Genomic DNA, 25872 nt, shown 5'->3' on the forward strand with positions numbered 1-25872 from the left:
TTTTTCATGGTTAGAAAAAGGTGTAAACAAATAATACTCTTTTTTGTTTAAAAATTTAATTATTTTTGAGTGTGCAAATTTACAATTCTTTTTTAATAAACAAACAGTTAGCCTACTTTTTTTTAGTTTATTTCGAAAAGCTTTTTTTATATCCGATTATAGTGGGAATTACTATATTTGTGGATTAATTTTAAACATATCGAAATATGATTAATGAAGTTATAAAAAAGAACGGTATTACGTATGGTGTAATGATCGGAATTGCGTCGGCTTTGGTTACTGCCACTATCTATGCTGTTGATTTAAATTTATTTACAGCTTGGTGGATGGGAATAATAGGAATCGTAATAAGTCTTACAATTAGTATTATTTTACTTTCTAAAACCAAAAGAGATTTAAACGGTGTTTTCCCTTTTAAAGACGCTTTTACTACTTATTTTATAGCGGCAGTAATTGGTATTTTAATATCTACAACTTTTAACATTGTATTGTTTAATGTAATTGATCCAGGCGCAAAAGATACTTTGAGCGAAATTATGATCAAATATACTATTGGTATGATGCAGAAATTTGGCGCACCAGCCGCTTCTATTAATGAAGCTGTTGCCAAAATGAAAGAAAGCAATCCGTATTCTACATTTGAATTATTAAAAGGATCAGTTTTTGCTATGGTTGTAAGCGCAATTTTCGGATTAATTTTCGCAGCATTTTTTAAAAGCAAATCTACACAAGAATAAAAATATAAATGAATTTATCTATACTTATACCGCTTCTAAACGAGGAGGAATCACTTAAAGAACTCTACACATGGATCATTAAAGTGATGCAGTCTAACAATTACTCTTATGAAATCATTTTTGTAGATGATGGTAGTACAGATAATTCTTGGCAGATTATTGAAGGTTTCTCTAACGAAAATCCAAATGTAAAAGGAATTCGTTTCATGAAAAATTTCGGAAAATCTCAAGCTTTACATGCTGGTTTTGCAAAAGCAAAAGGCGATGTTATCATTACAATGGATGCCGACTTGCAAGACAGTCCAGACGAAATTCCTGAATTGTACGAAATGATTACAGCTCAGAAATATGATTTGGTTTCTGGTTGGAAAAAGAAACGTTATGATTCTGTTGTAGCTAAAAATCTTCCTTCAAAATTATTTAACTGGGCAGCCCGAAAAACTTCTGGTGTTGAGCTAAATGATTTTAACTGCGGATTGAAAGCTTACAAAAATGTCGTAGTAAAAAATATTGAAGTTTCTGGCGAAATGCACCGATACATTCCTGTTTTGGCTAAAAATGCCGGATTCGGAAAAATTGGAGAAAAAGTAGTCATTCATCAGGCTAGAAAATATGGTGAGACTAAATTTGGAATGGAGCGTTTTATAAACGGCTTTCTAGATTTAATTACTATCTGGTTTTTATCAAGATTCGGAAAAAGACCAATGCACTTATTTGGCGCTATGGGCTCCTTAATGTTTATTATAGGATTTTTAGCTGCCGGATATATTGGAGTTTCCAAACTATACCATATGTATACTGGAATGAAATACAGTTTAGTCACCAATAATCCATGGTTTTATATTGCTTTAACTACCATGGTTCTTGGAACTCAGTTATTTCTAGCAGGATTCTTGGGTGAAATTATTTTAAGAACAAAAAATAATGAAGCAAGATATAAAGTAGCAAGAGAGGTTAATTTTTAATTTTTTTGTCTTTACGCAGGATTTTATAATCCGTTTTTAATTAAGGCACAAAAATATTGTATATAGCACCGTTAACCCTCTATAAAAATCTATTTTTAGATAAATAAAAACGAAATCAAAATGAATATAGCACCAAACATACTAAACGCAGTCAATGAATGGTTAACACCAACATTTGACCAAGAAACGCAAGCTGCAGTTAAAGAATTAATGACCACTTCTCCAAAAGAACTGGAAGAGAGTTTTTACAAAAACTTAGAATTCGGAACTGGAGGAATGCGTGGTGTTATGGGTGTTGGTGACAATAGAATCAACAAATATACGCTTGGAAAAAACACTCAGGGATTATCTGATTACCTGCATAAAGTTTTCCCAAACGAGCCTTTAAAAGTGGTTATTGCTTATGATTGTCGTCATAACAGCAATACTTTAGCAAAAGTTGTTGCCGATGTTTTCTCAGCAAACGGAATTCAGGTTTACCTATTCTCTGACTTAAGGCCAACACCAGAATTATCTTTTGCACTTAAATATTTAAAATGCCAATGCGGAATTGTTTTAACAGCTTCTCATAATCCGCCAGAATACAACGGATACAAAGTTTATTGGCAAGACGGAGGACAAATTGTTCCTCCACAAGACAAAGAAATTGTCAATGTGATTGAAAGCTTAGGTTATGATAAAATCAAATTCAATGCAAATGAGAGTTTAATTGAATACATTGATACAGAACTTGACAAAGCATTTATAAAATCATCTATCGAAAACGCAAGTTTTAATACTCCAGCTGAAGCCAAAGACAATCTTCATATTGTGTTTACTTCATTGCACGGAACTTCTATAAAATCAATTCCAGATGTTTTATCGCAAGCTGGATACAAAAATGTTCATATTGTTCCAGAACAAGCTGTACCAGACGGAGATTTCCCAACAGTAAAATCGCCAAACCCAGAAGAACCAGAAGCTTTAACTATGGCTTTGGCTTTAGCAGATAAAACAAATTCTGACATTGTAGTAGGAACAGATCCTGATTGCGATCGTTTAGGAGTTGCTGTTCGCAACAATGATGGCAAAATGATTTTATTAAACGGAAACCAAACCATGGTTTTAATGACTTCTTTCTTATTGAAACAATGGAAAAAAGCAGGTAAACTTAACGGAAAACAATTCGTTGGCTCTACAATTGTTTCAACTCCAATGATGATGGAATTGGCTACAAGCTATGGCGTAGAGTGTAAAGTTGGATTAACTGGCTTTAAATGGATTGCAAAAATGATTAAAGATTTTCCTGAACTTGAATTTATCGGAGGTGGTGAAGAAAGTTTCGGATTTATGGTTGGTGACGCCGTTAGAGACAAAGATGCTGTTGCGGCAACCTTATTAATCTGCGAAGTTGCAGCTCAAGCTAAAGCAGCAGGAAGCTCAGTTTACAAAGAACTTTTACAGCTTTATGTTGAAAATGGTTTCTATAAAGAATTCTTAGTTTCTTTAACTAAAAAAGGAATGGAAGGCTTACAGGAAATCAATCAGATGATGATCGATTTACGCGAAAATCCTTTGAAAGAAATCAATGGCCAGCGTGTAATTATGGTTGAAGATTATCAATCTTCTATTGCTTTAAATTTATTGGACGGTTCAGAATCAACAATGGATATTCCAAAATCGAATGTGCTGATTTATTATACAGAAGATGGTTCTAAAATTTGCGCGAGACCAAGCGGAACTGAACCAAAAATCAAATTCTATATCAGTGTAAATGCCGAAATCGAATCGGTTGCAGATTTTGATGAAGCAGAAAAATTCTTAGACGGAAAAATTCAGAACATTATCGCAGATATGAAATTGAATTAAGTAAGCTCTTTTTAAAAGTATCACCATTTACAAATAGCCTTTAAAAAGCAAGGAGTTCCAAACAATTAAGACTCTGATTTGCATTTCTTAAAGATGCAAAATCAGAGTTTTTTTTATAAAAAAAACCAAAAAGAAATTGAAAACAATCCAATTGGATTAATTTTGTGCAGTACAAATTCACTAGCTAAAACTCAAACAAGCATAACCAAGCAGAAAAAATAATATCCAAAAATAAATGAGTAATTTCAAAAAAATAGTTCCTTTTATATACCCATATAAGAAGTATGCGTTCTTAAATATCTTTTTCAATATTTTGTATGCACTTTTCAGCACACTTTCGTTTGTTGCTTTAATCCCAATGCTTCAAGTTTTATTTGATCAGACAAAAGCCAGACATGAAAAACCGGTTTATGAAGGAATTTTAAAATTGCAGCAATATGGTGAAGACTATTTAAGCTACTACATAACCACTACAAAAGGCAATCACGATCCTGGCTATATTTTAGCCATAATGGTGACGATCATAATTTCGATTTTCTTACTAAAAAACTTAGCCGATTATTTAGCAATGTTTTTTATTACTTTTTTACGAAATGGCGTTTTAAAAGACATGCGAAATGCGATGTATAAAAAAACATTGGAACTTCCTTTGGCATTTTATTCTGAGAAAAGAAAAGGGGATGTTATCTCAAGAATTTCAGCTGACGTAAATGAGGTTCAAAACTCATTTTTGGCCATATTAGAGCTTATCGTAAAAGAACCTTTAACGATTATTTTCACTATTACAACAATGTTAATTATTAGCACTAAACTAACATTGTTCGTCTTTATTTTCATTCCGATTTCAGGCTATATTATTTCTTTAATTGGAAAACAATTGAAAAAACAATCTACAAAAGCACAAGAAGAACAAGGTACTTTCTTATCTACGATTGAAGAAACTATTGGCGGATTAAAAGTCGTAAAAGGTTATAATTCTGAAAATTATTTCAATGCCGTTTTTCAAAATTCAACTCAGCGTTTTTTCAATTTATCAAATAAAATAGGAAACCGTCAGAACTTAGCTTCGCCAGCAAGTGAATTTATGGGAATTACCGTTATTGCCATTTTATTATGGTATGGAGGTCAAATGGTTTTGATTGATAAAACCCTAAGCGGCCCTTCATTTATTGCTTACATGGGATTGGCTTACAACATTCTTACACCAGCAAAAGCAATTTCTAAAGCTTCATATGGAGTAAAGAGAGGAAACGCTGCCGCAGAGCGTGTTCTTGAAGTTTTAGATCAAGAAAACACAATTGTTTCTAAAGAGAACGCAATCGAGAAAACAACGTTTGATAATAATATTACGGTTCAAAATATCAATTTCAAATATGAAGACGAAAATGTACTAAAAGATTTTTCTCTTGAAATTAAAAAAGGACAAACTGTTGCACTTGTAGGACAATCTGGAAGCGGGAAAAGTACAATTGCAAACCTGCTTACTCGTTTTTATGATGTAAACGAAGGTTCAATTTCTATAGACGGAATCAACATTAAAGACATGAATCTTCACTCACTGAGAAGTTTGATGGGATTGGTAACGCAAGACAGTATCTTATTTAATGACACCATAAAAGCCAATATTTCTTTAGGAAAATTAGACGCTACTGATGATGAAATTATCGAAGCTTTAAAAATCGCCAATGCCTATGAGTTCGTTAAAGATCTTCCAAAAGGTATTTACACCAATATTGGAGACAGCGGAAACAAACTTTCAGGAGGTCAAAAACAGCGTTTATCGATCGCTCGCGCAGTATTAAAAAACCCGCCGATTATGATTCTAGACGAAGCAACATCGGCATTGGATACAGAAAGTGAAAAATTTGTTCAGATAGCGCTAGAAAACATGATGCAGAATAGAACATCAATCGTAATTGCGCACCGTCTTTCTACAATTCAAAAAGCAGATATGATTGTAGTAATGCAGAAAGGAAAAATCGTTGAGCAAGGAACCCACGATGAATTAATTGCTAAAAACGGAACTTACAATAAACTGGTAACAATGCAGTCTTTCGAATCGTAAGAAATCATTAATGCTAAATTAATAATGCACAGATTAAGGAAATATTAAAACTCAGTTTAATTTCTTTAATCTGTGTTTATTTTTATAACTTTAGATTAGTTAAAGATTGAAATCATTTAATCTAAAGAAAATGTATCTTAACAACCCCAACATAAAACTTCCCGACGATCCCGATACTATTGTTTGGAAATATCTAGACTTATCTAAATTTCTTGATTTATTGCTTTCTAAGAAACTTTTTATGTCGCGTTCGGACAAGTTTGAAGACCAATACGAAGGCACTTTTAGCGAACCGACTTACGAAGAGATTAAAAAACTTGCTGCAGATAATCCAGAGTTTTTGAACTACTACAAAACGCATCGCGAAAAAGTAGCGATTAGCAGTTGGCATATTAACGAATATGAATCCTTTGCCATGTGGCAAATTTTTACCAAAAACAATGAAGGTTTAGCTATTCAATCTACTATTAAAAGACTACAGAAAGCAGTGAGACCTGAAAACAATTTTGATCAGTATATTGGCGAAGTAAATTACATTGACTACAAAAAAGAATATATTCCGTTTGATGATTTATTCTTTCCGTTTTTATTTAAAAGAAAAAGTTTTCAATACGAAAGAGAAGTTAGAATTCTGAGTGACACTTCAAAAAGCGACATCAAATTAAACGACGGATTAAAAATCAACGTCGACATCAATCAATTGATCGAAAAAATATACATTCACCCAAAATCTGAAAACTGGTACAAAAAACTGGTAATTGAATTAGTTGAACGTTTAGGTTTTGGTTTTGAAATCGAAAAATCGGATCTAGAAAGTGATATATTGATTTGAAATTGCTAAGGTTCTGAGAGGCTAAGATGCTAAGTTTTTTTTCTTATGCTGATTAAAAAGCATCAATAAAAGTGCAGAAAAAAATCTTAAGATAATTATTTCTCTTTGAGTTTTTCTAAATACCTATTTCTAAAATCCAAATTTTGATCTTCAATGATTATTTGGCCATCCTTTTTATAATAATAAACAGAATCAGATTTAGATTTTTTCATCACAGAATCACCAATCTCCATTTTATGATATAGTTCACTACTCACTTGCCATCTAATTCCTGAATTCAAAAATAAATAATGAGGAAAACGATATCCATCTCCTCCTTCTATTTTCTTTTCATAAACTACTCCAGAAAAACTATATTCATTAGCTTCTTTATATTCCCTTTCTATATATCCTATTGAATTTCCAACGAAATATGCCCCAATAATAGTAAGGAGAAAAATAGGCATAAAAATTCGTTTCACTATTTTAATTCCTTTTTCATAGCCTTCAACTTCTTCCTCAGAATGCATTCAAAAAAATTATTAAAAACTATATCGGCTTATAGGACTTAACCTCCCATTTCTTAGAAGCTAAATCTATATAATTGTAATGAAGAACATCATTTTTATCAAACTGTCCGTTTTGATTTGTATCTTCAATAGTTCTAAAATACAAACGGTTTTTAGATTCGATCAAACTCCAATCTACCAACTCCTGAAGATCTGCTGAAACTTTCGTGAAATTTTCTCCGCTGATGTCACTTAAATATAAAGTTTTAATATCGCTAGTGTCTATTTTACCATCTTTATTGGTATCAGAATCTGTCAGTGTATAAACCATCACATTATTATGCGTTCGATCTGCAACCGTTTTTAAATACGTTGCTGTTAAAATCAGAACTGGTTTATCAGATAATGGTCGGATAGAATCTGAATCTACTTTTTGAAATTTTAAATTCTGAAGATATCCTGTAATTTCATACTCGCCTAAATTAGAAATTGTAAAACTCACATCATTAACACTCGAAGAACCATAACGAGCTTTTGAGCCTCTTTCATAAACTCTCAAATCTCCAACTGGATGAATTAAATAATTAGTCCCTTCCAACTGAATAGGAAGATCTGCAATTTCAATTTGAGTTGTATCGGCTTTTGTAACACTTACTTTATTTGAAACGCCATAACTTACTTTTGGTTTTTGAACTTCTTCTCGACAGCTGATTACTGTTCCGACAAGTATTAAGGCGATATATTTAAAATACTTTTTCATCTACAATGATTATATACAATTATCAAATATACTATTTTTGATTGTATTTTTGAGTTTTATTGAATTTTACTGAACAATTGCGAAGCAGATTACAACCTCGCATTTATCTTAACGTTAAAAACCCTCGAAGTCATATAATTTGGAATCGCATATTGATTTTTTGAATACACATCACGAACCCAAGTATTCGTAATAGCGTTTTGATTATTGAAAAGATTGAAAATTTCCAATCCAACAGCTAATTCTTTAAAGTTTTTCAGCCAGCCTTTTTTTGTATTTTGCGTACTAGCATCTACAAAAACTTTTGCAAAACCAATATCAGCTCTTCTATAATCATTCAATCGGTTTTGATATAAATACGGATCTGAATATGCTGGCGCACCGCCAGGCAAACCGGTATTATAAACCAAATTCAAATATACTTTCACACTTGGAATATTTGGCATATAATCCTGAAACAGCATCGCAAATTTCAAACGCTGATCTGTCGGGCGGGCTATATAACCTTTGTTTTCATAATTTTCTTCCGTTTTCAAATATCCAAAACTTATCCAAGATTCTGTTCCTGGCACAAATTCGCCATTTAATCTAAAATCAAGCCCTTGTGCATAGGCTTTCGCATTATTGTTAGCAACGTAACGAATTCGAACGTTATCTATTGAATAAACGTTAACATCTGAAAGCGATTTATAATACAGTTCCGTCACCCATTTAAAAGGGCGGTTCCACATTTTAAAGTTATAATCGTTACTCAAAACCACATGAACTGCTTCCTGAGCTTTTACATTTGGATTTACAACTCCATCCAGATCACGCAATTCTCTATAAAATGGCGGTTGATGATATAACCCTCCCGAAATTCTAAAAACCATATCGCTATCCCAATCTGGTTTTATCGCAAATTGCGCACGCGGACTTACTACAAATTGTGTTTTTCCTTCTTCTAGAGCTCCTGCAACATTCCAACCCTGAAAACGCGCTCCCAAATGATACCAGATCTGACTCGAACCAATTTCTGATTGTTTGTTCCATTGCGCGTAACCCGAGAATCGATTTATGGTATTAAAATTGGTCGCTCGAATATTCTGATATGGCAAAAGCGGTCCCGTATAAGGTGCATAAGGCTGATTATTTTTTGGAAGAATAACCAACGGCGGATTAATAGAAAAACCTGCCGAATCAATAACTTCCCACTCCACTACTCGATCTCGAATAGATTCTCTGGTATATTTTAAACCAAATTCCAATTGGCTTTCTTTCCAATCTTTAATTCCTTTCAATTCGATATTTGCAATTAAAGCGTCGAGATCATTTCGAGCATGATTCAGCTGAGAACCAATTCCCCGCGTAAAATCAACTGCAGATGCATTTTCTGAATCTTCTGCATTTACATTTCCTAAACGATATTGTGCCAAAATATCAAAATGCTCTTGTTCTGTAGTATGAAACAAAGAACCAATCAATTTAAGAGTCAGTGAAGGCGATGCTTTATAAGTAGTTTTTAAAGCACCAAAATAAGTATCGTATTGATCTTTTTCTTGCCCATCATAATAAACAGCAAGAGCCATAGGCTGATCTGCTGTTCCAAAATTTGTCTGGCGGACTAACGGTTGATACGAATATTTATTCTGAGAAATATTTCCTAAAAAGCTCATTTGCCATTTCTCAGAAATATCATAATTTATATTGGTATGAATATCTGCAAAAGTTGGCTTATAGTTCGTTTCTGTATCTTGACTATTTACCAAAAGACTATTGTTTCGGTAGCGGACTCCTGTTACAGCTGACCATTTTTTATTTTTCGAAACCACATCAACAGCTGCACTTCCTCCTAAAAAACTTGCCTCAAAGGCAGCACCAAACCGAGTTGGCTTTCGATAGGTAATATCTAAAACCGAAGACAATTTATCTCCGAACTTTGCCTGAAATCCGCCAGCGGAAAATTCAACATTTTGAACCAAATCGGTATTGGTAAAACTTAATCCTTCCTGTTGTCCTGAACGAATTAAAAACGGGCGATATACTTCTACCTCATTTACATAAACTAGGTTTTCGTCATAATTTCCACCACGCACCATGTATTGTGTACTCAATTCATTATTTGAATTAACGCCCGGAAGTGTTTTTAGAATATTTTCGATTCCAGCATTGGCACCTGGAATTTTCTTTATAGTTTCGGTATCAATTGATGTTATTCCCTGAACTCGTTTTCTATTTCCAGAAGAAACAAAAACTTCTCCCATTTGTTCTTCAGAATTGCTCATGATCGGATTAAAAACAAAAACTTCATTTGTTTTTAAACTGACAGTCAAACTCATCATTTTTAAAGAAAGGTGAGTAAAAATCAGAGAAACTTTTTTGTTTGATGGAATTGCAATTTCATAAAATCCATTTGCATCAGACTGCACAGAAGTTTCCTGCGAAGAGACATTTACGCTTGCAACAGGATGTTTTTCTGCATCTAAAATCAGCCCTTTCACGCGAGCATTTTGAGCCAAAGCAATACAGCTGAAAAATAAAAAAAGAAAAGCGAATGTAAACCTATTGTAACTCAAAGATTTTGGGTTTTATTTTTGTTGACTTCTAAAAAAACGAGTTTCAAAGATAGTAGTATTTCCTACATTATCAACAACTTCAACTTTTAATACATTTTCACCTTCTGCTAAATATTGATCCTCAAAAGTATGAGTGATTCTTCTGGCTTTATTTTCGTATTCAAACAAAACCCAGCTTCCGTTTAGATAACCGTTATACGATTTTATTCCAGACAGAGAATCGCTTATTGTAAAATCAATTTTCTTTTGATCACTAATCCATTTTCCTTCAATTGGTTTTGCAATTTTAACAACTGGCGGAATCGTATCAAGAACTAAACCGTATGTTCCCAATATTTTTGCTTTCGCCGTAAAAACATCACCTTTTCTAATGGTTCCATTAAAACTTGTTCCTTTAGCAATATAAAATTTATCTCTTAAAGACTCTGGATAAGTGTCATCTTTTATGGTAATAGTAAAATTAGAATGCACAGGAACCGTATCATCATGAATATAAACTTTGTTATTTTTCACATCAAAATTCATATTAAAATCATCGTAAAAAGTTCCAGCTGGAAAGAAAACTGACATATTATCTTTCTCAAAATTAGCATCTCTATTATACTTGATGAAATATTTCCCATTAACCGACTCTGACTCCACAAGAGGTATCGCAGCGTCATATTCAATTGGAACCGTAATCGAATTCATATTCCCAAAATAATCCGAAACTTCTATTTTATAATTTGAAGTTAAATTAGGCTCTGCTTTTACAATACCGCGAAGAGAATCTGTTTTGATAATGCTTAATGCAAAAGGCGTTTTCATAAAAAGTTTCTGCACGCGCTGTCCCGATTTTTTATAACGAGAATAATCTATCAATGCATTTACATAACGCATTTCATCAAAAGAATAGGTATTAAATTGATAGTTATAATTCTGATTTCCGTTTAAAAAAGTTGACACATTAAAAACCCCATTTTTATTATGCGATACATCATCTGTGTCTACTGCATTAATTCCGAAACCAATTTTTCCGTTTGCTTTCACTTTTGAAGCTAGATAAGTTCCGTCTTTTTGAAGCGCCATATTTACCAGCAAAGGCTGTTTTGACTGATTTACTGTAGCATTATCTAATGGATAAACATACAAACTAGACAAAGTTGGCTTTTTGGTGTCTTTTAAATTTTGGTCAAAGCCAAAGAAAATCGGATTGATCACAAATTCTGTCTTAGTATCTCGAATTTCAAAATGAAGATGCGGTCCTTCTGACGAACCTGTATTTCCAGAAAGTCCAATTATATCACCTTTTTTAACAGGAAGTTCATCTGGTTTTGGAAACATTTCTATTTCATACGCTTTTTCCTTGTAGTGTGTTTTTTTCACATAATCCAAAATTGGTCCAACTGGCGTCTGCAAATGTCCGTAAACAGATGTATAACCGTTTGCATGGGTTATGTAAATACATTTTCCGTTCCCGAAAGTAGAAATTTTAATCCTAGAAACATATCCATCAGCTATTGCGTGTACACTTAGCCCCTCTCTTTGATTCGTTTTTAAATCAAAACCAGCATGAAAATGATTCGGCCTTAGTTCTCCAAAATTGCCCGAAAGCTGCATTGGAATATCTAATGGAGGTCGGAAATAGTCTTTTGGATATTGTGCTTGAGCAAATATAAAATTACAAAACAGAAGGGTAAGTACAGAAAATCTCATAAACAACATTTTTGCTAAGATAAAAAATTAAGAGGGTAAAACCGAGCAAAACCCCCATAAAAACACAATAACTTGAATTTCATTTATTTGCCTATTTTTAATGTAAAAAAATCGATAAAAAATTGCATTAATAAAAAGGAATACTAACTTTGTATGATTAAGTAATGAATAGGATGTATAATGAGTGTAATTGCAGAAATAATTGATACTCTTGAATATAAAGTTGAAAAGCTATTTGAAAAATCAAAGGCTTTTGAGCAAAACAATCAAGTATTACGATTAGAACTAGCCAAAGCTGCGCAAATTATCCAGAAACAATCTGAGGAAATGGAAGCTTTGAAGAAGCAAAATGAAACACTTAAGATAGCCAATTCGTTGCTTGGCAGCGACAATAACAAGAGAGAGACAAAGCTTAAAATAAATTCATTAATTCGCGAAATTGATTACTGTATAGCGCAACTATCAGATTAATAATATGGACGGAAAGCTTAGAATTAAAATATCAATTGCCGACCGCGTTTACCCACTTACGGTTGAACCCGCTCAGGAAGAAGGACTTAGAAGTGCTTCTAAAAAAATTGATGCCATGATCAAGCAGTTCGAAGAAAATTACGCGGTTCGTGACAAACAAGATGTTCTAGCCATGTGTGCATTGCAATTTGCATCGCAAGTAGAACAAAAACAAATTGATAATGCAATCGATGGAGAGGAAACTATCGAAAGAATTAAAAGATTAAACACGCTTTTAGATCAATATCTCGAAAATTAAACGTTCTTTACAGAAACTAAGATACTGCCTACATTAGTTCACAATTGGTAAACTCAACACTAACAATTTAGAATGAGCAAATCGTCGCTACTATAGTATGCCCTCCTTTTGGCTGGGAAACTTGAACAGTGAGTTAGCTCAAAACTTGTCTTTACGAGTTTATACAAGCAATTAATGTAGGCTTTTTTTATATATAAACCCTAACAAACATGGACATCATAACGATCATTATTGGTATTGTAGGTATTGCGGCAGGATTTGCAATAGCTAAAATTATCGAGAAAAGTAATATTTCAAACCTAATTAAAAACGCTAAAAAAGAAGCAGCTTCTATTTTAAAAGACGCTAATTTAGAAGCAGAAAACATCAAAAAAGATAAAATTCTTCAAGCAAAAGAGCGTTTTATCGAACTAAAATCAGAACACGAACAAGTTATTTTAGCACGTGACAAAAAAGTGGCTGAAGTAGAAAAACGTGTTCGCGATAAAGAATCTCAAGTTTCTAACGAACTTTCTAAAGCTAAAAAAGTAAACGACGATTTTGAAGCAAGAACAGCTGAATACGAAAACAAAATTGAAGTTTTAGACAAAAAACAAGCTGAAGTTGAAAAGCTTCACAAAAGCCAATTACAGCAATTAGAAGTAATCTCTGGTCTTTCTGCAGAAGAAGCAAAAGAACAATTAGTAGAAGGCTTAAAAGCTGAAGCTAAAACAAAAGCAATGTCTCATATTCAAGAGACTATTGAAGAGGCAAAGCTTACTGCGCAGCAAGAAGCTAAAAAAATCATCATCAACACTATCCAAAGAGTTGGAACAGAAGAAGCAGTAGAAAACTGTGTATCTGTTTTCAACATAGAATCTGACGATGTAAAAGGTAGAATTATCGGACGTGAAGGACGTAATATTAGAGCGCTGGAAGCTGCAACTGGAGTTGAAATTATTGTTGACGATACACCAGAAGCAATTATTCTTTCTTGTTTCGATCCTGTTCGCAGAGAAATTGCTCGTTTGTCTCTACACAAACTTGTAACTGACGGACGTATTCACCCGGCACGTATCGAAGAAGTTGTTGCTAAAACGGCTAAACAAATCGATGATGAAATTATCGAAGTTGGTAAACGTACCGTTATTGACTTAGGAATTCACGGTTTACATCCTGAATTAATTAAAGTTGTAGGTAGAATGAAATACCGTTCTTCTTACGGACAAAACTTATTACAGCACTCAAGAGAAGTTTCTAAGCTTTGCGGTATTATGGCTGCAGAATTAGGACTTAATGTGAAGTTGGCAAAAAGAGCTGGTTTATTACACGATATCGGAAAAGTGCCAGATACAGAAAGTGATTTACCACACGCACTTTTAGGTATGCAGTGGGCTGAGAAATATGGCGAGAAAGAAGAAGTATGCAACGCTATTGGAGCGCACCATGACGAGATTGAAATGAAATCTTTATTATCTCCAATTATTCAGGTTTGTGATGCTATTTCTGGAGCAAGACCAGGGGCAAGACGTCAGGTTCTTGATTCTTACATCCAGCGTCTAAAAGATCTTGAAGATGTAGCTTACGGATTCAGCGGTGTTAAAAACGCTTACGCAATCCAAGCTGGTAGAGAGCTTCGTGTAATTGTAGAAAGTGAAAAAGTTTCTGATGATAATGCTGCAAACCTATCTTTCGAGATTTCACAAAAAATCCAAACAGAAATGACTTATCCTGGACAGGTAAAAGTTACAGTTATTAGAGAAACAAGAGCTGTAAATATTGCTAAATAATCCAAGAAACAATAAATAAAAATAAAGGCTGTCAATTGACAGCCTTTATTTTTATCTACGATCTAAAGCTCTACATATCATTAAAAATGATTTTAAAGCTTGTTCCTACTCCTACTTCACTTTCTACTTCAACAGTTCCTTTCATTGCTTCAATTTGATTTCTGGTAATATACAATCCTATACCTCGCGCTTCTTCATGTTTATGAAAAGTTTTATACATACCAAACAACAAATCGCCATAGACTTTCAAATCGATTCCAAGTCCATTATCTGTAATCTTAAGTGACTTAAAGCCTTCTGGTTCGATTGCAAAATCAAAAGTAATTTCGGGATCACGATCTGGATGCGCATATTTGATTGCATTTGTGGTAAAATTCAACAAAACGCTCTCCATATAAGCCGGATTAAAATTAATCGTTAAATACTTCGGAACATTATTTATAATTGTCACTTTACGCTGTTTATCGTAGCCTTTGATCATCGAAATAGTTTTTTCGATATACTCACATAGTTTTAACGGAACCACAGCGATATTAATATTGCTCTGCGTTTTAACGATTTGAGTCAGATTTGAAATGGTTTCATTCAGATCGTTAGAAACGGCACGCAAATATTCCAGCATTTCTGCCACAGTCTGCTTGCTGACATCGGCATCAATAAGGTCTAAAATCGATTTTATATTTCCTGCCTGTGTATTTAAATTGTGCGAAACAATATGTGAGAAATTCAACAAACGGCTATTCTGATCACTATACAGCTTCATGGTTTTCATAAGCTCAAGTTCTTTTTCTTTCTGAGCCGAAACATCGGTATGTGTTCCAATTACACGCAGAGGTTTTCCATTTTCGTCGCGTTTAATCACTTTTCCACGGTCCAAAATCCATTTATAATTACCACTAGAAGTCATTACACGATGATAATTTTCGTAAAACGGAATCTTATTATCAAAATGATCATGAATATCTGAATAATATTTTGGAAGATCATCTGGATGCACAATTTTATCCCATCGCTCAGGATCGTCAAAAATATCAGTAGATTCCAGCTCCAAGATTTTAAGAGACAAAGAAGAATAAAAAACACTATTTGTGACCATATCCCAATCCCAGATTCCAGCGGTAGAGGCATCGAGAGCAAATTGAAAACGCTCTTCAGAAATTCTAAGCTTTTCTTCCTTATCTTTCAATTCGGTAATATCCGAAACATGTCCGTAAAAAATCACACTCCCGTTTGTGGAAGATTCTGTTTTTGAGGATACCCTGAACCAGCGAATTCCTTTTTTAGGAAGAGTCGCTCTAAACTCAATTTCCCAAGGTTTTATTTCTTTTCTAGCTTTGACCAAAGATTGAAAAAAAGGTTCACGATCCTGAGGTAAAATTCGATCGTAAACTATAAACTTCATATCGTTATTAAAATCTGCTGCAGAAAGTTCAAATATTTCATCTGCCGATTTACTTACAAGAGGAAATGTGTAATTATTATCCGCATCAATAACAAACTGAAAAAGCAGGTCGGGCATTTCGGCCAACAATTTTTTATAAAAATTATTTACCTCCAAGCAATCGTCATTTCCATATAAATCAAAAACCATATACTACTTCTTTTATGTAAATAAGATATTCAGAACTTATTCAGAAAAAGCAAAGACAAACTACAACGTTTTAGTGCTTTTTATTCAAATTAAAACAAAATTTTAACACAATATATAAATTTTCAAATCAAAAACATATCATACTGCAAAAAAATTATTTTCTTGGATGAAAACTATACATTACTTCTTTCAAAAAACTGCGATCCAGATGCACATAAATTTCAGTTGTTGTAATTGATTCGTGCCCAAGCATCAACTGAATTGACCTTAAATCAGCACCATTTTCAAGCAGATGAGTTGCAAAAGAATGTCGCAGTGTATGGGGGCTGATACTCTTTTTAAGCCCCATTTTTTGCGCGAGATCTTTAATGATTGTAAACACCATCGCACGTGTTAATTGACTCCCTCTTCTGTTTAAAAACAAAGTATCTTCTGCTCCTTTTTTAATATTGAGGTTGCAGCGAATCGCATTTCTATAAATATCAATGTATTTTTGAGTTAGCGGTCCGATCGGAACAAATCTTTCCTTGTTTCCTTTACCGGTAATTTTAATAAAACCTTCATCAAAGTAAAGATCCGAAATTTTAAGTGAGATCAGTTCAGAAACACGAAGTCCGCAACCATAAAGCGTTTCGAGCATTGCACGGTTACGCTCTCCTTCATTAGTACTTAAATCAATTGTTTCAATTAAAGTATCGATTTCCGGAAGCGATAAAGTATCGGGTAATTTGCGACCTGTTTTTGGAGCTTCAATTAATTCTAAAGGATTATCATTTCTATAATCTTCAAAAACCAAATAATTAAAGAAACTTTTGAGTCCAGAAATAATCCTTGCCTGCGATCTTGGATTAACTTCTTTGGCTACCGTATAAATAAATTGCTGTAAAGTTTCGTCGGAAATTTTTATCGGAGAAACATCAATCTGATTGGTTTCCAAGAACAGACATAAACGTTCAATATCAAAGCCGTAATTTTCGATCGTATTTTTAGACAAACCTCTCTCTATCCTCAAATACGACTGATAATCTTTTATATATCTACTCCAATTCATATTTACAAAGTAAGTGATTTTTTGGCATAAAAAAACCTTCCGTTATCGGGAAGGTTCTTTAAATATTTAAAAATTCAGATTAGAATTTGTAAGCCAAAGAAATCTGGAAATTACCATTTTTCGCACTATCATACAAATCTTCTGAATCATCAATATTGTCATCCCAAATAGGAGATAAGCCCACAGTATAACGAAGACCAACTGAAAAATTATCAGTAAAACTATAACCTGCTCCGAAATTAAATCCAAAATCCACCGATTTTGTATCGTCTTTAATATCAAAACTATCAGATTTAGCTGATAGTAAAAAACCAAGTTGTGGCCCCGCTTCTACACTAAATTTTTTGTCAACAATATAATACTTCGCCAAAACTGGAACATTTAAATAGTTTAATTTTACATCTTCATTAGTTCCAAAAGGTCCATCAAATTTAGCTCCTTGAGTAGAGAATAAAAGCTCTGGTTGAATATAAAACTTTTCTACGACGTGGATTTCAGCTAAACCACCAATATGAAATCCTACTAATGAATTAGCATCTCTCACATCACCACCAACAATACTTGAAATATTAAGACCTCCTTTTATTCCAAATCTTGTTTCCTGAGCATTTGAGAATGCAAAAGCCATAATTGCAATGGCAGATAAAATAATTTTTTTCATTCTAATTTGTTTTGGGTTAAATTAATGCGTCAAATATAAAAATATTCTTCATAAATCTATATTAGGAATTTAACAAATAAAATAGTAACTAATGTACTAATTGTTAAGAGATCATGAATTTATCAAAAGATCAGAATAAAAGAAAGCCTTTCCATTTCTGGAAAGGCTCTCAAAAAACACTATTAACTAAATATTAGAAGTGTAATGCAAAACCAATGTTTAATTGGAAAACATCTTTTCCATAATCTTCGTTCATAGAAATATTGTAACGAAGTCCTGGCTCAATAGATATGTTTTTTCCAACAAACCAAGCATATCCTCCTTGTAATCCTACATAAGAAGGGTTTTCATCTGCATCTTTAATACTTGCTCCTGTGTAAGAAGCCTCTAAAGGAAACTTGTTTAATAAATAATATTTCGCTCCAACTTTATAAGAAAAAGCATTTGAGCTATGACCAAAGTCATTATAACCTAAACCAGCCTTAACAGCTAAATTATTGGCAACAAAGTAACCACCTTCAACTCCTAACCCCCATTCAGTCTCTCCATCTCTAGATGACAAATTAAAACTAGTATTGCCAACATTTGCATCAGCTCCACCAAAAGCAGTATTAGCCTCAATTAACCATTTTCCTTTTGCTGTTTGTTCTTGTGCGTTAGCAAATGTAAAACCAAATACTGCAATAGCAGCTAAAACAATTTTTTTCATAATTTTTAAAATATTATTTGATTAAATATTGGACAAAACTAAGATTAGACCTACAAAATAAACTCCACAAAAAGCCTAAAAAGTATTAAAATAGGACAAAAATAAAACTGACTTAGACTTGCTCAAAATCAAAACTTTAGATGAGAAAAAGAAGGATTTTATAGATTAAAAATCAATTTGAGTGGGAATTTTATTAATTATTTAATCCAAATTATAATGCAATAAAATGCTAAATATGTAGTTTTGACCTTTGAATAACATTTTAAAATACCAATTTTTAAAAACCTTTTTATGAAGAAAATACTTTTAGCAGCTGTTTTGTTTATTGCAACATCGGCGGCAGTACAAGCACAATTATTGAAATTAGGGGTAAAAGCCGGAGTTAACTTTGCAAGCCAGCCTGGTGATGCAACATTAAATGGTGTAGCGTTTGATAAAGATGGAATCACAAGCTTTCATGCCGGTGTAGTAGCTGAAGTAAAATTATTAGAAAAATTCGCAATTCAGCCAGAGCTTTTGTATTCTACTCAAGGAGCAACTTATAAATTTTCTGATGCTCAAAAAGATTTCGAAAATAAATTAGCTTATTTATCGATTCCTGTAATGGCAAAAATTTACATGACTAAATCATTAAGCTTAGAGGTTGGTCCACAAGCTTCATTTTTATTAAGTCAAAAAAATGATGTAAGATTTGACGATGCGAACACATTTGATTTTGCTCTTAATGCTGGTTTAGGTTTAAAAATTACAGAAAGCATTTTTGTTCAAGGACGTTATAGTCTAGGATTAACAGACGCTTCTTCAAATGCAGACATTAGAAACTCAGTAGTTCAGCTTTCAGCTGGATTCATGTTCTAAAAGAATATCACATACTTTTATAAAAACCGCTCTAATTATTAGTGCGGTTTTTTTATTTTTACACTTATGTGTCAAATGTCATTTATGAAATGTAAAATGCATCACATTACTTAATTAAAAACGAAATTACTTTATGAAAATCTGCATTATCAACGGACCGAACTTGAATCTTTTAGGAAAACGCGAACCAGAAGTTTACGGTAGTCAGACTTTTGAAGATTATTTTGAAACGTTGAAACAAAAATTCCCAAACATCGAACTTTCTTATTACCAAAGCAATATTGAAGGCGAACTGATTGGTAAAATTCAAGAATGCGGTTTTACTTTTGACGGAATTATTCTGAATGCTGGTGCTTATACACATACTTCTATAGGTTTGGGCGATGCTATGAAAGCCGTTACAACTCCTATAATTGAAGTGCACATTTCAAATACTTACGCGCGCGAAAGTTTTAGACATCAATCCTATTTATCTGGAAATGCTAAAGGTGTTATTTTAGGTTTCGGTCTAAAAAGTTACGAATTGGCTATACAATCCTTTTTATAGTATAATGTCATTTTGAGCAAAGCCGAAGGCCTTTAAGACTACTGACTTCGACTTTGCTCAATCAGACAAACTCTCTCATTCAATTTAACAAATTATTAATAAGCTCAGATTTAACTTATTATATTTTTGTAAGATAACCACACCTATATGAGAAACTATACTTTATTTGCCTTTCTTTTTTTTTATCTTTCCAATTTTGCTCAAATAAGAGGAACTGTAACAGATGACAAGGGAAATCCGCTTCCTTTTGTATCCGTTTTTGAAGAAAATACTTATTCTGGAACTACTACAAACGAACAGGGAAAATATCAGCTGAATGTAAAAGAAGTTGGAGGAAACAAAATCACTTTTCAATATTTAGGCTATAAAACTCAAAAAATAACCGTTTTAGCAGCAACGAAAATTGTCAATTTAGATGTTAAACTTCAGGAAGAAAGTTTCGCATTAAATGAAGTTATCATTGATCCTAAAAACAATCCTGCAAACGCTATCATAAAAAGTGCTATTGCGCATAAGAAAGAAAATCTAGGTAAAACTGGACATTATACAGCCGATTTTTATTCGAAAGGAATGTTTAAAGTCAAAGATCTTCCAAAAAAAATCCTCGGTAAAAAAGTAGAACTTGGTAATGATATGGGCGCAAATTTAGATTCTACAGGAACAGGTATTTTATATTTGTCTGAAACGGTTTCAAAAGTTGCTCTTGAAAAACCAGACAAACTAAAAGAAAAAATTATTGCTTCAAAAATTTCGGGCAACAATCGAGGCTACAGCTATAACACGGCTGCCTTATCTAATTATGACTTCTACGACAACACTTTAGATTTTGATGTAAAACTCATCTCTCCTATTGCCGATAATGCTTTCAATTATTACAAATACAAATTGGAAAGCACTTTTTATGATGACAATAATCAACAGATTAATAAAATCAAAGTTATTCCGAGACGAGATAAAGAACCTGTTTTTGAAGGCTATATTTATATTGTAGACGACAGTTTTGCTATCTATGCCGTTGATCTAAACATCAAAGGGTATCGAATGAAAAATGAATTTACAGAGGTAATGAATTTAAAACAGAGTTTTAGCTACAATACTAAAAATAAAATCTGGTCTAAAAATGCACAGACTCTATCTTTTAATGCCGGTATTTTTGGAATAAAGTTTTCTGGAAATTTCAATTATGTTTATTCGAATTATGAATTTCCTGATTCTTTCGACAAGAAAACTTTCGGGAATGAACTTGTAGCTTTTGAGCTTAATGCCAACAAAAAAGATGATGCTTTTTGGAATGAAATTCGTCCAATTCCGTTAACAATTGAAGAAAGTAATGATTATGCTAAAAAAGACAGCTTGCAAACCATTAGAAAATCAAAAAAATATACCGATTCTATAGATGCCAAAAACAATAGGTTTAAGGTTTGGGATATTTTAATGGGCTACGATTATAAAAATACTTTTGAAAAATATTCTTTTGATTATAAAGGTTTATTGAATGTTGCTTCTTTAAGCTTTAATACTGTACAAGGTTTTAATCTGGATTCGGGTTTCTCTTTTAGAAAATGGGATGAAGAAAAAGGAACAAACACTTCTATAAGTACAACTTTTAATTATGGTTTTTCAGACGAACGCTTTCGCGTAATTGGCGAATTCAGCCATAGATTCAATACTATAAATTATGCCACAATTTGGGGTTCGGGAGGAACAAAAACGGCTCAGTTTAATAGTGCCGAACCTATTTCTAAACTTATCAATTCTGTAAGTTCCTTATTTTTCAAAGACAATTATATGAAGTTGTATAATTTAGAATATGTTGAAATTAATTATGGGCAAGATATTGCAAACGGAATGAATCTTACGGGAAAAGTTGGCTACGAACAACGAAAACCACTTTTCAACACAACTGATTATTCTTTCTTTAAAAAAGATGATGTTTATTCTTCTAATAATCCTTTGGCTCCAGAGGATTTTACAACACCCGCTTTTAATCAGCATCATTTATTTAAAGCTCTTATAACAACTAGAATCAATTTTGGCAACAAATACATTTCTAGACCTGACGGAAGATTTAATTTCAAAAACGATAAATATCCGACGGTTTACCTAGCTTTTGAAAAAACATTCGCGGCGAGCGAAAAAAAGTATGAGTATGAAAGAATTGGAGCTTCTGTCCAATATGATTTATCACTTGGAAACAAAGGTCTTTTAGGAACCAATTTTAGAGGTGGAAAATTCTTTAACGCCGAAAACATTTCCTTTATAGATTACAGGCATTTTAACGGAAACCAAACTCATATTGGAACAAGTGAACGTTATTTGAATGTTTTTAATATGATGCCGTATTATTCAAACAGCACAAACGATAGTTATTTCGAAATGCATACCGAATATAATGACACAGGTTTTATCATGAATAAAATTCCGTTACTAAATCTTTTAAAGTCAACTATGAATATTGGCTTTCATTCCCTTGCAATTCCAGATCGAAAACCATATTCCGAATTCACAGTCGGTTTAGACAACTTAGGTTTTGGTAAATTCAAATTATTCCGAGTGGATTATGTGCATTCTTACCAAGGCGGCGTGCAGCAAAACGGCGTTGTGTTTGGATTGAAGATTTTGAATGCGTTAGATTAAAAAAGGTTCTAAGGTTCTGAGATGCTAAGTTTTTCTTTTAGCAACGAATACTATGTTTTGTCAGACTGAGCGAAGTCGAAGCCCTCGCAAATGTTTTAAAATTAATCTTTGTCAAAGTTTAAAACTTTGACAAAGAAAAAAACTTAGTACCTCAGTATCTCAGAACCTTAGAACCTCTTTCAATGATAATCATCTGGCTCTATATGAATCAAAACATTTCCTAATTGCGGAATTTGTTCTTTCAATTTATCTTGTAGTTTATGAGATAAATCATGACCTTCTTTGACAGAAATTTTAGCCGAAACTATAGCGTGAAGATCAACATGATAACGCATTCCTGCTTTTCGGATATAGCATTTTTCTGTTCCAAGAATCCCTGGAACTGTCAAAGCAACGATTCGGATTTCTTCTACTAAATCATCGTTTAGGTTTTCATCCATGATTTCGCCAAGTGCCGGTCTGAAAATTTTGTAGCTGTTATATAAAATGAAAAAAGCCGCAAAAAGTGCTGCCCAGTCATCAGCAGATTCGTAGCCTTTCCCCATGACCAAAGCAATTGAAATTCCGATAAAAGCTGCCACAGAAGTTATAGCATCGCTTCTATGGTGCCATGCATCTGCTGCCAAAGAAGAACTATTGGTTTGTCGGCTACGTTTCATTACCAAGCGAAAAGAATATTCTTTCCAGATAATAATTGCACCTAAAACATATAAAGTCCAAGATTTAGGCAAATCGTGTGAAGTTCCAATATTGGCGATACTTTCATAACCAATAATTGTTGCCGAAGTAATTAAAAACCCAACAACCAAAAAGGTAATTAGAGGTTCTGCACGGCCATGACCGTAAGGATGATTTTCGTCTGCTGGTTTATTCGAATATTTAATTCCAAACAGCACCAAAAATGACGCAAATATATCAGTCGTTGATTCAATTGCGTCAGCAATTAAGGCATAAGAATTGCCAAAAAAACCTGCGAGACCTTTTATAAGGGCCAGGCAGGTATTTCCTATTATACTAAAAATAGTAGCTTTTACAGCTTTTTGTTCGTTTGTCATTTAAAGACATTTTTTTTAGCCACGAATTCACGAATTAAACGAAATTTAGAATTTATCTTATTTCTCTAATTTTTAAAATGAAATTCGTTTAATTTGACTTTAAAAATTTTGAATTAGTTTAATTCGTGAATTCGTGGCAAATATTTTTTTAAGCTCTCACGATTTTTGCGCCGATTGCTCTTAAACGCTCATCTATACGCTCGTATCCACGATCGATTTGCTCGATATTTTGGATTGTACTTATTCCTTTTGCAGAAAGCGCAGCAATTAATAATGAGATTCCCGCACGAATATCAGGAGAAGACATTGTTGTTGCTTTCAATTGAGATTCGAAATTATGTCCCATAACCACAGCTCTGTGCGGATCACACAACATGATTTTTGCTCCCATATCAATCAATTTATCCACGAAGAATAAACGGCTTTCGAACATTTTTTGGTGAATTAAAACATCTCCTTTAGCTTGAGTTGCTACAACCAAAACGATGCTTAATAAATCAGGCGTAAATCCTGGCCATGGAGCATCAGCAATTGTCAAAATAGAACCGTCGATATCTGTTTTTACTTCGTACCCATCTTTGTGAGCAGGAATATAAATATCATCATTACGTTTTTCAACCGTAATTCCAAGTTTTCTAAACGTATTCGGAATCAAACCTAAGTTTTCCCAGCTAACATTTTTGATTGTAATTTCGCTTTTTGTCATAGCCGCAAGACCGATCCAAGAACCAATTTCGATCATATCTGGAAGAATTCTGTGCTCACATCCTCCTAGGCTTTCAACACCTTCGATAGTCAATAAGTTAGACCCAACTCCTGTGATTTTAGCTCCCATAGAGTTCAACATTTTACACAACTGCTGTAAGTATGGTTCGCAAGCAGCATTGTAAACTGTAGTTGTTCCTTTTGCTAGAACTGCAGCCATTACAATGTTTGCTGTTCCAGTTACAGACGCTTCATCCAAAAGCATATCTGTTCCTTTAAGACCTTCCTTAGGAGTTTCTACTCCATAAAAGTGATCTTCTCTGTTGTATCTAAATTTTGCTCCAAGGTTAATAAAACCTTCAAAGTGAGTATCTAATCTACGACGTCCAATTTTATCTCCTCCAGGTTTTGGAATATAACCTTTTCCAAAACGAGCCAAAAGCGGACCAACAATCATAATCGAACCGCGAAGCGCTCCACCTTCTTTTTTGAAAGCTTCAGTTTCTAAATATCCAACATTAACTTCATCAGCTTGAAAAGTAATTGAACCCGGCTCGTTACGTTGAATTTTCACCCCTAAATTACCAAGCAAAGTGATTAATTTATTGATGTCTATAATATCAGGAATGTTATTAATTTTTACTTTCTCTCCTGTTAGAAGCACAGCACATAAAATTTGTAGTGCCTCATTCTTTGCTCCTTGTGGAGTGATTTCTCCTTTTAAAGGAGTTCCTCCTTCGATTTTAAAAATTCCCATAGATTTTGTTTAGGTTCTAAGGTTCTGAGATTCTAAGGTTCTGAGCTAAAATCTTAGCGTCTTAGTAACTTAGCATCTTAGACCCTTTTTTATTTCTGATTATTGTTTTTTTGAAATGTCTTTTTTTGACCGCCTTTGTTGTTGTTATTTTTGTTGTTCTGAATTTTTGGCTGAGCACCAGAAGCTGTTTTATTAGACATACGTTTGTTTGTACGCATTAAGTCTGTCGTATTTAAAAGCTCTTCTGTACTGTGCAATAAATTGATTTTACCTCCAGATAATTCATATAAATGTTCAAAAATAACATCGTCTTTTACGGTGTCTTTGTTCCAGCTTAAGAAAGATTTTTTCATGTGATTGGCAATTACCATTACCAATGCATTTTTCATTTCGCCTTCTTCCCATTTATTAGCAACATCAATCATATACTTGATATTGTTACCATAAAATCTATACTTTGGAAAGTTCTGCGGATACTGCAAAGCATCCGGTTTTAGCTCCAAAACTTCTCTTGACGGAATTGGATACGGAGATTCTACATTCAGTTTAAAATCAGACATAATAAAAAGCTGATCCCAAAGTTTATGCTGAAAATCTGGTACGTCACGCAAATGCGGATTCAGACTTCCCATAACCTGAATGATATATTTTGCGGCTTTATTGCGCGTTTCATCATCTTCGATTGCAGTTGCCTGATCAATCAGTTTTTGTAAATGACGACCATATTCTGGGATAATCAAACGTTGTCTTTCAGAATTATATTCTAAATTATACACAACGTCGCTTGCTGCTTCTCTTTTATATTTTTCGATCATAAG

General features: G+C 33.2%; 22 protein-coding genes. 11 read left to right on the forward strand and 11 right to left on the reverse strand.

The features are described 5' to 3' along the window. The first annotated feature begins 206 nt into the window (after nucleotides 1-206). From AC5ZCW_RS11105 to AC5ZCW_RS11125, 5 genes are all read left to right on the forward strand, one after another. On the forward strand, nucleotides 207-737 hold the full coding sequence (locus AC5ZCW_RS11105; RefSeq protein WP_343544992.1) for a DUF4199 domain-containing protein: 531 nt from the start codon (nucleotides 207-209) through the stop codon (nucleotides 735-737). Between the two features lie 8 nt (nucleotides 738-745). Further along, a complete protein-coding gene (locus AC5ZCW_RS11110) occupies nucleotides 746-1702 on the forward strand; it encodes a glycosyltransferase family 2 protein (protein WP_111424571.1) in 957 nt (318 codons plus the stop codon). Nucleotides 1703-1822: 120 nt separating this feature from the next. Further along, nucleotides 1823-3550 carry a phospho-sugar mutase gene (locus AC5ZCW_RS11115; RefSeq protein WP_496119803.1) on the forward strand — a complete coding sequence of 576 codons (1728 nt, stop codon included), beginning with the start codon at nucleotides 1823-1825 and terminating at the stop codon, nucleotides 3548-3550. 235 nt (nucleotides 3551-3785) lie between these two features. Continuing rightward, nucleotides 3786-5615: an ABC transporter ATP-binding protein gene (locus AC5ZCW_RS11120; protein WP_496119805.1), complete on the forward strand. Its 1830-nt coding sequence runs from the start codon at nucleotides 3786-3788 to the stop codon at nucleotides 5613-5615. 130 nt (nucleotides 5616-5745) lie between these two features. Continuing rightward, nucleotides 5746-6447, forward strand: coding sequence for a hypothetical protein (locus tag AC5ZCW_RS11125; RefSeq protein ID WP_496119807.1), 702 nt, complete (start codon nucleotides 5746-5748; stop codon nucleotides 6445-6447). Nucleotides 6448-6542: 95 nt separating this feature from the next. Here the strand turns inward: AC5ZCW_RS11125 and AC5ZCW_RS11130 are convergent, their stop codons facing one another. From AC5ZCW_RS11130 to AC5ZCW_RS11145, 4 genes are all read right to left on the reverse strand, one after another. After that, nucleotides 6543-6956: a hypothetical protein gene (locus AC5ZCW_RS11130; RefSeq protein WP_496119808.1), complete on the reverse strand. Its 414-nt coding sequence runs from the start codon at nucleotides 6954-6956 to the stop codon at nucleotides 6543-6545. Between the two features lie 19 nt (nucleotides 6957-6975). Continuing rightward, the gene (locus AC5ZCW_RS11135) at nucleotides 6976-7695 is read right to left on the reverse strand and encodes a hypothetical protein (protein WP_496119810.1); all 720 of its coding nucleotides are present in this window, start codon (nucleotides 7693-7695) and stop codon (nucleotides 6976-6978) included. A gap of 89 nt (nucleotides 7696-7784) precedes the next feature. Then, nucleotides 7785-10250 carry a TonB-dependent receptor gene (locus AC5ZCW_RS11140; RefSeq protein WP_496119811.1) on the reverse strand — a complete coding sequence of 822 codons (2466 nt, stop codon included), beginning with the start codon at nucleotides 10248-10250 and terminating at the stop codon, nucleotides 7785-7787. 12 nt (nucleotides 10251-10262) lie between these two features. Then, a complete protein-coding gene (locus tag AC5ZCW_RS11145) occupies nucleotides 10263-11945 on the reverse strand; it encodes a M23 family metallopeptidase (RefSeq protein WP_496119813.1) in 1683 nt (560 codons plus the stop codon). A gap of 180 nt (nucleotides 11946-12125) precedes the next feature. Between AC5ZCW_RS11145 and AC5ZCW_RS11150 the strand changes: the two genes are divergently transcribed. The 3 genes from AC5ZCW_RS11150 (at nucleotide 12126) to rny (ending at nucleotide 14483) form a co-directional block, all read left to right on the forward strand. Then, a complete protein-coding gene (locus AC5ZCW_RS11150; RefSeq protein ID WP_008464802.1) occupies nucleotides 12126-12416 on the forward strand; it encodes a hypothetical protein in 291 nt (96 codons plus the stop codon). A gap of 4 nt (nucleotides 12417-12420) precedes the next feature. After that, on the forward strand, nucleotides 12421-12714 hold the full coding sequence (locus AC5ZCW_RS11155; protein WP_008464801.1) for a cell division protein ZapA: 294 nt from the start codon (nucleotides 12421-12423) through the stop codon (nucleotides 12712-12714). 209 nt (nucleotides 12715-12923) lie between these two features. Continuing rightward, nucleotides 12924-14483, forward strand: a complete 1560-nt coding sequence (gene rny, locus AC5ZCW_RS11160) for a ribonuclease Y (RefSeq protein ID WP_177212248.1) — start codon at nucleotides 12924-12926, stop codon at nucleotides 14481-14483. Nucleotides 14484-14553: 70 nt separating this feature from the next. Here rny and AC5ZCW_RS11165 read toward each other — a convergent pair whose 3' ends face one another. The 4 genes from AC5ZCW_RS11165 to AC5ZCW_RS11180 all read right to left on the reverse strand — a co-directional run bounded on the left by AC5ZCW_RS11165 (nucleotide 14554) and on the right by AC5ZCW_RS11180 (nucleotide 18495). Continuing rightward, on the reverse strand, nucleotides 14554-16074 hold the full coding sequence (locus AC5ZCW_RS11165; protein WP_496119816.1) for a sensor histidine kinase: 1521 nt from the start codon (nucleotides 16072-16074) through the stop codon (nucleotides 14554-14556). Between the two features lie 154 nt (nucleotides 16075-16228). Beyond that, on the reverse strand, nucleotides 16229-17125 hold the full coding sequence (gene xerD, locus AC5ZCW_RS11170; protein ID WP_343544985.1) for a site-specific tyrosine recombinase XerD: 897 nt from the start codon (nucleotides 17123-17125) through the stop codon (nucleotides 16229-16231). A 79-nt stretch (nucleotides 17126-17204) separates the two neighbouring features. Beyond that, a complete protein-coding gene (locus AC5ZCW_RS11175) occupies nucleotides 17205-17786 on the reverse strand; it encodes a porin family protein (protein ID WP_281633753.1) in 582 nt (193 codons plus the stop codon). A gap of 193 nt (nucleotides 17787-17979) precedes the next feature. Beyond that, nucleotides 17980-18495 carry a hypothetical protein gene (locus AC5ZCW_RS11180; protein ID WP_343544984.1) on the reverse strand — a complete coding sequence of 172 codons (516 nt, stop codon included), beginning with the start codon at nucleotides 18493-18495 and terminating at the stop codon, nucleotides 17980-17982. A gap of 291 nt (nucleotides 18496-18786) precedes the next feature. On the opposite strand from AC5ZCW_RS11180, the gene AC5ZCW_RS11185 reads away from it, so the two are divergent. The 3 genes from AC5ZCW_RS11185 to AC5ZCW_RS11195 all read left to right on the forward strand — a co-directional run bounded on the left by AC5ZCW_RS11185 (nucleotide 18787) and on the right by AC5ZCW_RS11195 (nucleotide 22537). Continuing rightward, a complete protein-coding gene (locus AC5ZCW_RS11185) occupies nucleotides 18787-19353 on the forward strand; it encodes a porin family protein (RefSeq protein WP_281633755.1) in 567 nt (188 codons plus the stop codon). 133 nt (nucleotides 19354-19486) lie between these two features. Further along, the gene (aroQ, locus tag AC5ZCW_RS11190; protein WP_111285810.1) at nucleotides 19487-19900 is read left to right on the forward strand and encodes a type II 3-dehydroquinate dehydratase; all 414 of its coding nucleotides are present in this window, start codon (nucleotides 19487-19489) and stop codon (nucleotides 19898-19900) included. Between the two features lie 147 nt (nucleotides 19901-20047). Continuing rightward, complete coding sequence (locus tag AC5ZCW_RS11195; protein ID WP_496119820.1) at nucleotides 20048-22537, forward strand: DUF5686 and carboxypeptidase regulatory-like domain-containing protein; 2490 nt, start codon at nucleotides 20048-20050, stop codon at nucleotides 22535-22537. Between the two features lie 179 nt (nucleotides 22538-22716). On the opposite strand, the gene AC5ZCW_RS11200 is transcribed toward AC5ZCW_RS11195, so the two are convergent. The 3 genes from AC5ZCW_RS11200 to AC5ZCW_RS11210 form a co-directional block, all read right to left on the reverse strand. Next, entirely contained in the window at nucleotides 22717-23592 is an 876-nt protein-coding gene (locus AC5ZCW_RS11200) for a cation diffusion facilitator family transporter (protein ID WP_281633757.1), read from the reverse strand. A gap of 148 nt (nucleotides 23593-23740) precedes the next feature. Then, nucleotides 23741-25054, reverse strand: a complete 1314-nt coding sequence (murA, locus tag AC5ZCW_RS11205; RefSeq protein ID WP_496119822.1) for a UDP-N-acetylglucosamine 1-carboxyvinyltransferase — start codon at nucleotides 25052-25054, stop codon at nucleotides 23741-23743. 89 nt (nucleotides 25055-25143) lie between these two features. After that, the gene (locus AC5ZCW_RS11210) at nucleotides 25144-25869 is read right to left on the reverse strand and encodes a DUF4290 domain-containing protein (protein WP_177212240.1); all 726 of its coding nucleotides are present in this window, start codon (nucleotides 25867-25869) and stop codon (nucleotides 25144-25146) included. Between the last annotated feature and the right edge of the window lie 3 nt (nucleotides 25870-25872).

Source organism: Flavobacterium sp. PLA-DH12 (assembly GCF_059511845.1).